Origin of the sequence: Pseudoalteromonas sp. H103 (assembly GCF_001469205.1) — a bacterium.
Lineage (GTDB): Bacteria > Pseudomonadota > Gammaproteobacteria > Enterobacterales > Alteromonadaceae > Pseudoalteromonas > Pseudoalteromonas carrageenovora.
Genome location: NZ_LOFG01000003.1, coordinates 64,982 through 77,233, shown reverse-complemented (window position 1 = coordinate 77,233; position 12,252 = coordinate 64,982). Strand labels below are relative to the sequence as shown.

General features: G+C 40.5%; 6 protein-coding genes. 3 read left to right on the top strand and 3 right to left on the bottom strand.

The window, feature by feature from the left end; all coding sequences use genetic code 11:
- Window positions 1–20: 20 nt before the first annotated feature.
- Window positions 21–2,528, bottom strand: coding sequence for a zinc-dependent metalloprotease (locus ATS74_RS04395; protein WP_058547739.1), 2,508 nt, complete (start codon window positions 2,526–2,528; stop codon window positions 21–23).
- Between the two features lie 288 nt (window positions 2,529–2,816).
- On the opposite strand from ATS74_RS04395, the gene ATS74_RS04390 reads away from it, so the two are divergent.
- Both ATS74_RS04390 and ATS74_RS04385 read left to right on the top strand, forming a co-directional pair.
- Window positions 2,817–3,992 carry an efflux RND transporter periplasmic adaptor subunit gene (locus ATS74_RS04390; RefSeq protein WP_058547738.1) on the top strand — a complete coding sequence of 392 codons (1,176 nt, stop codon included), beginning with the start codon at window positions 2,817–2,819 and terminating at the stop codon, window positions 3,990–3,992.
- A gap of 12 nt (window positions 3,993–4,004) precedes the next feature.
- Window positions 4,005–7,127, top strand: coding sequence for an efflux RND transporter permease subunit (locus tag ATS74_RS04385; RefSeq protein ID WP_058547737.1), 3,123 nt, complete (start codon window positions 4,005–4,007; stop codon window positions 7,125–7,127).
- Between the two features lie 297 nt (window positions 7,128–7,424).
- On the opposite strand, the gene ATS74_RS04380 is transcribed toward ATS74_RS04385, so the two are convergent.
- Complete coding sequence (locus ATS74_RS04380; RefSeq protein WP_058547780.1) at window positions 7,425–7,877, bottom strand: c-type cytochrome; 453 nt, start codon at window positions 7,875–7,877, stop codon at window positions 7,425–7,427.
- A 92-nt stretch (window positions 7,878–7,969) separates the two neighbouring features.
- Window positions 7,970–8,440, bottom strand: coding sequence for a DUF2721 domain-containing protein (locus ATS74_RS04375; protein WP_058547736.1), 471 nt, complete (start codon window positions 8,438–8,440; stop codon window positions 7,970–7,972).
- A 235-nt stretch (window positions 8,441–8,675) separates the two neighbouring features.
- Here ATS74_RS04375 and ATS74_RS04370 point away from each other — a divergent pair, with 235 nt between their 5' ends.
- Window positions 8,676–12,146: a S8 family serine peptidase gene (locus ATS74_RS04370; protein WP_058547735.1), complete on the top strand. Its 3,471-nt coding sequence runs from the start codon at window positions 8,676–8,678 to the stop codon at window positions 12,144–12,146.
- Window positions 12,147–12,252 lie beyond the last annotated feature (106 nt).

The following is a 12,252-nucleotide window of genomic DNA, read 5'->3' as shown; positions in this document are numbered from 1 at the left end:
CACTCAATTATTAAATTTACTTAGGCTTCTAATGCTTTGGTAATTAAGCGATCAATATATTTTTTATGCGCTTTGGTCGCAGTATCTGCTCCCCAACCAATACTGGTATCAGCTATTTGAGTTAACTGATATAGCGCCGCGGTTTTAGCTAGGTTATCGTATTTGCTGGCTTTACTTAGACCTGCTATAGCAATTAGCTGATTTACATATTCAATTTGTAAGTTATGACTAATTGAATTTGCCTCTTCACTTTTAACAAAAATACTGGCGGTTAAATCTTCCATAAATTGGCTCAAGCTATATTCGTTGCCGTAGAGAGCGGTGTCGGAAATGCGCAGTAAAACGGCAGGGTGAAGCAGCTGTGCTAGCACTGTTTTTTGCATACCTAAAATCATTTTATGCGCTTTAGGATCTTCGTTTTTACCATAATGGCTAAAGCCTCGGCGCTGAAGTTGAAGGTAGTTATACAAAGGCTGCATACTTTTAAGAACATCTGGCGCAAATACAAATTTTGCTAATATGTCCATCGCTTGTGTTTGGCGCTCAAGCGGTACAGGAGTAAATGGTTTATCTGCGTTTACGTCACCTACTACTGCACGTTCAACATATACCCCACCAATTTGGCGAGAAACAATGCCAGCTTGCGCGCGGTACTGGCCAAATAAGCTATTTGCAGAGGTAACTAGCTGTTGGTAAGACTCGCCTTCTACAGTGGCTTTATCTTTTAACTGCGTAAATAATTTATTAATTAGCGCCATTCGATCCGCGCCATAAGCGGCCGGGTTTGACGATAAGTCACCAATCATTACGCGTGGATCTATATGACGACCCGGTGCACGCATGTCGTCTGCATCGTTACCAAAAGCGAGGGCGTGTTCGCTTGAACGAGCAAGAATTTTATTAAGGCGAGCTTGCTCAGCAGTGTCGTCTGTAAGTGCTGTGCTGTAGCCATAGTTTATTGCCCAATCATCATAGGGACCAGGCTTTGTTTGAAAAATATCACCTTGCTGCACACCAATTGGGGCAATGTTAGCGGGTGCATAATCCATAACTGAACCCGTTAATATGCCTTGGGTTTTGCTTTTATCGTGTACTTCTTTTTCATCCCACAAAATTGACGATTTCATGTTGTGGTTAAGGCCTAATGTATGACCCACTTCATGAAGTACTAATTGGGTTAAACCTTGGCGAAGCATTTCTTTATCTTCAATTTTGTCGCCGCTAGCGAGGCCTTTAGCAAACATCAGGTTTTGTTGAATTTCATGCCCTAATGAGCAATTTAACTCGCCTGTGTCTAGGTGCTCAGCGTGGCTCATTGTTCCTTGCGTATACAGGGTGTCGTAAATCCAACGATTTTTCATAAATACAAACTCAAGCATAATGTCTGAGCCCAGTATTTCGCCTGTTAATGGGTTAGCAAGTGCTGGTCCGTATCCACCAAATGGAGGTTTAGGTGATGAGGTCCAGCGTAGTACGTTGTAATTAATATCGCCTGCATCCCAATCTGCATCGTCTGGTTGTACTTTTACTTCTAGAGCATTTTTAAAGCCGGCTTTTTCAAAAGAGCTATTCCAGGTTAATACCGCATCGCGTACGGTGTCGCGCCACTCAATAGGTGTGGTGTTTTCTATCCACCAAGTAATTGGTTTTACAGGCTCTGAAAGGGCTGCACTTGGGTCTTTCTTTTGTAAGTCCCAGCGCTTAATTACATCTTGATAAGGAGCCCAGTCAGTAGAGGTCATTTTATCAAATTGATTAGTAAAATAGCCAATGCGTGCATCGTCCATACGTGGTTGGTAGTTATTTTTAGGTAACGCTACAAATGAGTGTTGCACCTTTACCGAGACACTACGTGGATCGCTTACTGCGCTTGTGCCACGAACCGTAGGGCTTGCATTAGTAAATACGTAATCAACAACCACATCTAAGTTATTAGGATAAGGACGCTGCTTAATTATGCGTGATTTTTTATCGTCTAACTTACCTACTTTAAAGCGCTTTTTGGCTTTTTTGTCTGCTGGGTTTGGCGTTGGTGATACTTTATGAAGTGCTTCGCTTAAGAATAGCTTATTTACTTTAAAGGCTATTTTACCTTCTTCTTCTTTTTCTATTTTAATGCTGGCAAGTACGGCTTCGCTTATGTTGGCATCACTTGCTTTTGAAATAGCGCTACTTTCATCAAATTTATAACGAGGAGTTTTGCTAATTATATCAATTCGATCAAAGTATTTTCTAAATTCAATAAGCTTGGTTTCGCGATATGAACCACGAAAATGGCCTGCATCTGTCACACCATCTACGGTATGCGCAAAGTAAACAAACGGAGTATCAAGTTGAGAGTCATTAATTACCATTAAATGCTCGCCCGTTTTTTCGTCTTGGTAAAGGTTAAAAATACCAGCAAATTCAGTTTGATCTTTAACCATTTCGCTCAGTGTTTTTGGCTTTTTATCTTCTTTTTTGTCGGCAGCAATTGCATGGCCGCTGAGCGCGATACTAAGCGCTAAAGTAAGTGATGTTAGTTTCATTGTTGTAGTCTTTTTGGAGTTGCTAATTTAATTGGACTGTACGGAAATTAATTTTGTTTCGCACAGCTTCTCGATGAAATAGTAGCTTAATTTTTCAACCAGTTGATTTTAAATGGTAAAAGTTTGTAACAAAATATAATGAATGAGATGAGTTGCAGGTTTTTATTTTCATTAAATATAGATACTTAAGGTTTTTGTACATTTGTAACAGTTGCTTACAAATGTCACATTAATGTTTTATCTAGCTCTGTTATTATGGCGTTAATAGAAATTTGGGGTAATTAGGATATGCAAACAAATTCACTTAGATGGGTTTTCCCATTTGTAGCGCTGGCCATAGGTATTGTTGGCTTTATGGGTGTTAATGCTATAGCGCAAGAGCCGGAGCAAAAGAAGGCGGTAGACACGCGTCCTACGGTGCAAGTTGAGCCTGTAGCAGCAAACGATCACCAAGTAATTATAAATAGCTATGGTGAGATAAAGCCGCTAGAAAATACACAGCTTTCGGCGCAAGTGTCGGGTGAAGTATTAAGCTGGCACCCTAACTTTGTTGCCGGTGGTGTGGTTGCTCGTGGTGAAACATTATTCACTATCGAAAAAGATAATTATGAAGCTGCAGTACTTGTTGCTGAGGCTGATGTTGCTCGAGCACAGGCTGCTCTTATTGAAGAACAGGCTCAGGCACAGGTAGCCGAAGACGAAGCAAAGCGTTTTCCTAGTAAAGCGCGTACCGATTTATTTTTACGTAAGCCGCAAGTGTTAAGTGCTCAAGCTGCAGTTAAATCGGCGCAAGCAGCTTTAAAGCGTGCGCAACGTGATTTAGACAATTGTGAAGTGACAGCGCCATACGATGCTTTAGTGATTAGTCGTAATGTAGGTGTTGGCCAGTTTGTTACTGTAGGCTCACAAGTTGCTGAATTAAATAATATTGAAACCGCTGAGGTGATTATTCCTATTGCAGGATTCGATAGCGTGTTTTTACCAGAGCGTATTAAAGGTATTACGGCAACGATTATTCAAAAAGGACTAAACAGCTTTACCCGTGAAGGGGTAATAGACCGCGACTTAGGGATTATTGATAACGCTACGCGTATGAGTAGTTTAGTGGTACGTATTGAAGACCCATACGGCTTAAAAACAAAACAGCCTGCCATTAAGTTTGGCAGCTACGTACAAGTTAATTTTGCAGGGGCTACGCTTAATAACATATACCGTTTACCGCAAGCTTTAGTGAATAACCAAACCGTATGGGTAGTAAATGAAAACCAAGAGCTTGAGCCACGTAAAGTAACGGTTATTCGTGAAGAAGGTGAATACTTTTATATCAGCAGTGGTTTAAATGCTGACGACCAACTCGTTACTACTTTGCCTGAATACCCACAAAAAGGGATGCAGGTTAAAATTGCCGGTGTAGCTACACCTGAAAGCTCAGAGTTGAGCACCTCAAACACGCAACAGCTGTAAGGTGTATTAGACATGAGCGAATCAATACAAAAAAAACAAACAGGACTCATTGCCTACTTTGCTAATAACTCGGTTGCTGCAAACTTAATGATGTTTTTTATCATTGTTATGGGTTTAATTAGCTACTTTACTATTCAGCGTCAAATGTTTCCAAATATAGAAGTTAATTATATTAACGTTGAAGCTAATTACCCGGGTGCCTCTCCTCAAGAAATAGAAGAAAGTATTCTTATAAAAATTGAAGAGTCACTTAAAGATATAACCGAAATTAAAAAAGGTGTGTACCGCGCTTTTAGAAATGGCGGCACTGCAAGCCTTGAAATAAACACTGATGCTGAACTTACCGATGTACTTGATAAAGTAAAACTACGTGTAGATGGTATTGCGACTTTTCCGGCGGGTATGGAACCGGTCACCATAAGTCAGGTTGAATTTAGGCAAGATGTAATAGGTATGACACTTGTTGGCGATTTACCGCTTACAGAGCTTAAGCCTCTTGCAAACCAAATAGAAGATGAGTTATTACAGTTATCGAACGTATCTTTGGTGGTAAACGATGTACCGCTTGACGAGATAGCTATTGAAATAGACCCAGATACGCTGCGCCAATATAACTTAACACTCAGTGATGTGATGGATGCGGTGCGTCGCTACTCAGCTAACTTTTCGGCAGGGCAATTAAAAACCGATGCGGGCGTTATTTCTGTTCGAGTAGAGAACCAATTTTACTCGGGTGAAGAGTTTAGACACATCCCAGTAAAAATAGGTGAGTATGGCGCTAAAGTTTTACTGCAAGATGTGGCCATTATTAAAGACCAATTTACAGAAGGTGAGCGCTACTTTAAATTTAACGGTGAAAATGCCGTTTATATGTCGGTTAAAGCAACGCAAGAGCAAAATATAATTCCTGTGGCCGATTCGGTTAAGGCATTTATTGATCAAAAAAATAAGCAGCTACCGCCAGGTATTAGGTTAGAGCCATTAATGGATATGACATATTACCTAAATGCTCGCCTTGATATGATGAAGGCTAACTTGTTTCAAGGTGCAATTTTAGTGGCCATTATGCTGTCGTTATTCTTGCGCTTTAAACTTGCATTATGGGTAATGATTGGCTTGCCCGTTTGTTTTTTAGGGGCAATGATGATGATGCCATTATTTGGTATCAGCATTAATATTATTTCGTTATTCGCGTTTATTATGGTGCTTGGCATTGTGGTGGATGACGCCATAGTAATAGGCGAAGCCGCGTATACCGAGGTGGAAAAAAGCGGTGGTGGTGTCGAAAACGTCGTACGTGGTGCAAACCGCGTAGCAACTCCTGCAACGTTTGGTGTATTAACAACCATTGCTGTGTTTGCGCCGTTTACGCTTTCAAGCGGCCCAGAAAGTGCTTTCTTTTATGGTATAGCTGTTGTAGTTATGTTGTGTTTGGTGTTTAGCCTTGTTGAGTCAAAGCTTATATTACCGGCTCATATTGCACACACACACTTTTCACCGATTAAAAAAGGGGGCTGGCGCGATCGCTTTAACACTCGCTTTTTTGGTTTTGTAAATGGCCCATATAAACGTTTTATTGCTAAATGTGTAGATTGGCGATGGACGGTATTATTCGCCTTTATTGCTATGTTTATAGTAAGTATTTCGCTTATTACCTCAAACAAAGTGCGTACCGTACCTACGCCTAAAGTACCGCACGATTTTCCACAAATACAAGTAGAAATGAACGACAACGTTTCTGACTTACAAACTATTGCGGCTATTCGTGAAATAGAAGCCATGGTACTTAGAGTCGATGAAGAAACTGAGCGTGAATTTGGCCAAAAAATTATTCGTGATGTTTTGGTATTTAACCAAGGCAGAACTGAGTCTCAATTGCTGGCCCCTTTAGTTGACGAAGATTCACGTCCGTATAATGCATTTGAACTTTCGCGTCGCTGGCGTGAAGCTATGCCAACTATTGCCGGCATTAAGTCGTTAACTATTCAAGACGATGTTGGTGGCGGCGGTGGCAACGGCGGCGGTGAGTTTGGCTACTTACTGTTTGGCTCTGACATAGATACTTTAAATCAGGCAGGTCGTCGTTTTATTCAATTGCTTCAACAGCAAAAAGGGTTGTTTGATATAAGCTCAACAATTGATCCTGCGAGCAAAGAAGTGCAAATGAGCTTAAAACCGGTCGCTTACGACCTGGGTTTAGATTTAGCAAGTATTGCTAATCAAGTGGGTGCCAGCTTTTATGGTGGTGAAGCGCAGCGCGTGATACGAAACGGTGAAGAAGTGCGTGTAATGGTGCGCTACCCTAAACTAACTCGTGAAGCATTTTCATCGCTTAAGCATACTGTTGTGACCACCCCACAAGGACGAGAAGTATTACTTGGTGATGTTGTAGAACTAACCGAAACACCTGGTATTAGTTATATTCGCCGTGAAGGTGGTTACCGTACTGTGTATGTTTATGGCAATATTGATGAAGAGCAAATTGAACCTGGTGAAGTAGTTAAGCAGGTAAAAGAAAACTTACTGCCACAACTTAAAGAAGAATACCCAAGCGTTAAATCAGAACTTGGCGGTGCAATTGAAGAGCAGCAAGCTCAAGCAAATGAGCAATTACTATTTTTTGCCGGTGGTATGATTTTAGTTTACATACTGCTAGCAGTACCGCTTAAAAGCTACTCGCAGCCGCTTATTGTAATGTCAGTTATTCCGTTTAGCTTAACTGGCGCTATTTGGGGACACTTTTGGTTTGATTTAGATATGAGCTTAATGTCGGGCTTTGGCTTAATTGCTGCCGCAGGTGTTGTTATAAACGACTCCCTAGTGATGACCGACTATGTAAACCAAGTTCGCCGCGAAGGGGTTAGTGTTAAACATGCGGTAATAGAAGCAGGTTGTGCACGCTTTAGAGCAATATTGCTTACCTCAATCACTACTTTTGCTGGTGTATTGCCTATTATGTTTGAAACCAGCTTACAGGCTAAATTTGTAATACCTATGGCAGTAGCGCTAGGTTTTGCAGTTATGTTTGCAACATTAATAACACTAATATTAGTGCCATGCTTATATATTATTTTAGGTGACATTGGCGCGTTATTTAAGCGCCCATTTAAAGGGCGAGCTGCAAAAGCTGCGTAATACTCATCCGCAATATTACTTAATCATTTTGCGGGCCTAAACGTGTTGCTACTTGCGTTAAAAAATTCTCATTTACGACTGCATGTATGCAGAAGGTAGAGCAATGCAGGAGCAATTGCCAAGAACAACTTAATAGCGAGTTTTTGACCTAGCTATCAACACGTTTTTTCAGCCTCAAAATAGATCACTTAATTAAGCGAATTGGTATAAATATAAAGCATAAAAAAAGCACTGAATGGTTAACCGTTCAGTGCTTTTTTATTATCTTTTTTAATGCAGTTTAACGCTGCAATAAAATTAATCTTTAAATTGTTTATGACAATCTTTACAACCTTTAGCCCATGCGCCAAAAGCTTTACCTATTACTGCTTTGTCGCCTGTTTGAGCTGCTACTGCTAGCTTATCTGCATTTGCAGCAAAGGCGTTGGCTTTTTCAACGAAAGTTGCCTTTTCAGACCAAACTGCAGCTAATGCTGCTGTATCGCCTTTATCTGTGCCTTCGTAAAACGCTTCCCAAGGCATTTTAGAAAGAGCGGCTGCGTTATTAGCGCGCATTTTAAATTGCTCTGCATCAAACGGCACTTTGCCTTTTAGCATGGCGCCCATGTCACCAATTTGCACTGAGATCATTGAAAAAGCAGCTTGGCGGTATTCAATTGCATCGCTTGGCTCTTTAAAAGCTGAGTTTGCTGATACGCTAAGTGTGCAAGTTGCTAAAGCAACTCCTGCTAAAACTTGTTTTAATTTAATCATTGGAATCCCTGTTAATTATGTCTCGACTATTGCTTTTGTATCTTAGCTACTGCTTTTATTCAAGCTAATAAGACAAAATTAACTAAAAGTTAATCGTTTATGTCTATATCGGCAAATATCATCCCTCGGCGCATACTACGGGTTGCCAAAAATACTTCTCCAAGTAGCGACATAAAAGCGCATATTAGTAATGCCATTGCAGCTACAAAACAGCTAGCAATCGTGACACCTAAATTAATCGACTGAATATGTGATAGAAATAATAGCATTACTACGGCACAAACCAGTAGGGCACTTAATACACTTAAACTAAAAGCTATATGGATACAACGTGAGCGTTTTAACAGCGCACGTAGCTCAGTGGCGAGAGACTTATTAAAGTCCTCATCAATACTAATTTTTAGTTTGCGCTCAAGCTGGCGTGCACGATCTGTTATACGTGCCAAACGATTAGATAGAACCCCTAAAGTGGCTGCAATTCCGGTTATTAAAAATACAGGAGCTACAGCTGTTTGTATTACTTTAGCCATAGTTAAAATGTTGATTACGTCATTGCTCATTAATTTTCCAGAGAATTTAGGGTTTGGTTTACATTAGTTCACAAATGCAGGAGGTTTTTTAGTTCTTTAAAATCATTGGTTTATTGTGTAATTGGTTGTTTTTACTTATTTGCAGTCATATGTTTGTAACCAAGGTGTTGCTTGGCCTGCACTGAAAGTTTTATATTCACTAGCACAATTTAATCATTCTGATTATTACAAATACAATAATACATAACCTACCCAAGGGGAACTAATGGCTAACAATATAATAAAAAAAACTGCTATTGCCACAGCAGTCTCAAGTGCATTTCTTGCCACGTTTGTTAACGCAGCAACTTTACCTAAAGCAACGATCTCACCTCAAGCTGCAGAACAAGTAAAAGAATTAGCATCTGATCAAAAACAACCATCAGCACATATGATTGTACTACGAGCAACTACATCTGTTGATGCTGTTGCTGCAGGGACTTATCAAGTAGCAAATAGTCGTGAAATTATAGCGAATGTTGAGCAGCTTCAAGATACTATGACGAGCGAGCTTAATAGCCTAGACTTCGATGCAAAAGTAATAGGTAAAACAAAAATATTAGCACCAACGCTAATAGTACAAGCAACACCAGAAGCTTTAGCTGAAATAGCAAAAGATGCACGTGTAGAGAAAGTTTTACCAATGTTTGATTACCAGCTGCATGTTTCAGACTCGTCTGATTACATTAATGCTAAACCTTTAGTTATTGATGGTGTTGTAACGGGTAAGGGGCAGCGCGTAGCTGTTTTAGATACTGGTATCGATTATACTCACAAAGCATTTGGTGGTGAAGGCACTGTTGATGCATATTTAGCAGCTCAATCAGATCCTACTGAAGTTAGCTGGCCGCAAGGTATTGTCCAAGGCGGTTATGATTTTATTCATGAAGATGCTGACCCTATTGAAAACGATCCTGCAAACTCATCTGCAACAGGTGATCCAACAGATCATGGTACATCGTCTTCAAACTCGGTAAATGGTATCGCACCAGATGTTGAGTTATATGTTTACTCTGTATGTGGTGGTGGCTGTCCTAGTGCCGCACAAGCCGCAGCGCTTGAAGCTGCAATGGATCCTAACGGTGATGGCGACATTTCAGATCGCGTAGACGTTATGAATATGTCACTAGGCGGTGAGTATGGTGATACTTACACAGGTGGCGGTGCACAATACCTTATTCAACGAGCTGTTGATTTAGGCGTGAATATGGTTATTTCAGCTGGTAATGATGGTGATCATCCATTCCGTATTGGTGGTCCAAGTACTACACCAAATGCATTATCAGTAGGTGCTATGACTCATCCAACAACCGAAGTGGGTGTAGCTACTGGTACTGTTGCAGGTGTTGAAGGAAGTATTCAAGCGTCTGGCTTTGGTCCGCAAGTTGATTTTGCAATCTCTGGTGCTGATATTGAGTTAGTATACCCAGACGCAAACCAAGATGGTTGTAATGACTTTGCTGATGATGTTGATTTTACAGGCAAAGCGGTATTAATTGATCGTGGTGCATGTGCATTTACGGCCAAAGTACTAAACGCACAAGAAAAAGGTGCTGAATTTGTATTTATTGCAAATAATGTAGACGATGGTACGCCAGCGCCAATGGGCGGTAGTGATGCTGCTGTAACAATAAAAAATGTAGGTATTAACTTTGCCGCGGGTGCTGCTTTAAAGGCGCAATTAGCAGCTGGTGATACGGTTACATTTGATATTGATGTTAAAATTAAAACTACTGCAGGTGCCGTAGCAACGTTCTCTTCTCGTGGTCCTTCAATGGATGGTTTATTAAAACCAGAAATTACAGCACCTGGTACAAGTATCTTGGTGGCTGCTGCAGGCACGCAAGATCAACTAGCACCTGTAAGTGGAACTTCTTTCTCTGGCCCAATTACAGCCGGTGCTGTTGCAATGATTCGTGAAGCTCATCCTGAGCGTAATGCATTTGAAATTAAAGCAACAATAATGAATGCTGCAGACTTAAATGTTACTAACGAACCACTAGCGGTTAATCCAGATTCAGAACTGGCTCCTATCAGTATGATTGGTGCAGGTTTGGTTGATGTGACTAAAGCTGTAAACCTACCCGTTGCTGCTTGGGTAAACAATACTGATTTTGAAACTAAACAAGCTGCGCTTTCGTTTGGTCTTGTTTCAATGGCTGAAACTGGTTCATTAACTAAAACAGTAACAGTTAAAAACTTTTCATCAGAAGCGAAAACTTACGCGTTACGCACTGAAGCTCGCTACCAAAATGATGAAGATACGGGTGCAATTAGTTGGGAATACCCTGAGTCGGTAACAATTCCTGCAGGCCAGTCAGTTAACTTTGATGTGACGTTAACTGTTGATCCAACAAAATTACCAGTATGGGAATTAGAAAACCCGTTTAGCTCAGACGATATTGCAGCAAGAAGTGCAGCACTTACTTCTGTAGAGTTTGATGGTGCATTAGTCTTTAATGATGCAAGCACTGATACAGATCACGACTTGCACGTTGTGTATCATGCAATGCCTAAAGCTGCTACAGGCTTAAATGTTTCATCTCAAATTATTGATAATGAAATGACGTTAATTGTTGAAAATAGCGGCCAAACAGAATTAACACCATTTGCAGAAAGTATTGTTGCAATGGGAACTGAAAAAACACAAGAAGAAGCTGAGTATAATATTTTAGCAACTACTTTCTCTGCGTTTGCAGACAGCTCTTGTGATTCAGGTATTTTTGTAACATCGTCTATTCAATTACGTGACCCATTAACACATGTATTCCAAGCGGGTTACAGACTAGAAATTGATACCGATAATGACGGTGTTTACGATCACCTAATGCAAAATTACAACGACCGTGGTCGTGAGACTGCATTCCCAGGACGTAGCCGTACAGTAATTGGTGCGACTGATGGTGCAGGTAACGATGCTTTAGCATGGGTTACTCCGCTTTATCATTCTGCTGGCGAAGACACTATTACTTTCTCAACATGTAGTGAACTATTAAACGTGGATGCTTCACTAATTGGTGAGAACATGAACTTTAAAGCATCTGTGGGTTACCCATCATATTACACTGGTGTATTCACTCAGACAGATAGCATTGAAGGTTCTGCGACGTTTGGTGCGTCTCCAAGTGTAACGCTTACCTCTATGGAAACAGGTGAAGAAGTTACGTCACTTAAACCAGGTGAGAAAGCAATTGTTGAAGCTAGTGGCCCATTTGCATTATCGCAAGATTCAGGCCTAGATATTATCAAAGTAATGTCAGCTTCTGAGCTTGATGTTCCTGCAATCGAAGCTCCAATATTAGTTGGTGGCGAGTTCAGTGTTGTTGAAGATGCTGCTAACGGTACAGTTGTTGGCGCGCTTACAATTACTGAATCAGATTTAGACTTAGATGTATCAGAGTACTATGTGCAATCAAATACTCATCAAGGTTTAGGTATCGATGCTGATGGACAAGTAGTTGTAATGAACTCTGAACTATTAGCAGGTGATTCAACAGCTGAAATTCAAGTTGTGGCAATCGATGTGCGCGGTAATGTGTCTGCACCAGCAACAGTTTCAGTAAGCATTACTAAAGCTGTTGAACCAATAGCAACTGTTACACCTGAAACAGTGAAAAAGAGTTCGTCTGGTTCACTAGCTTGGCTTACATTGCTAGTAGCGCCGTTTGCATTTATGCGTCGTCGTAAACAAAAGTAATTTAATAACTAATTAGTTATTTAAAAGGGAGCTTCGGCTCCCTTTTTACATAGCTTCACAAACTAAATCACACCGCGCTTTATTATTAGGTATATTTAATACTACC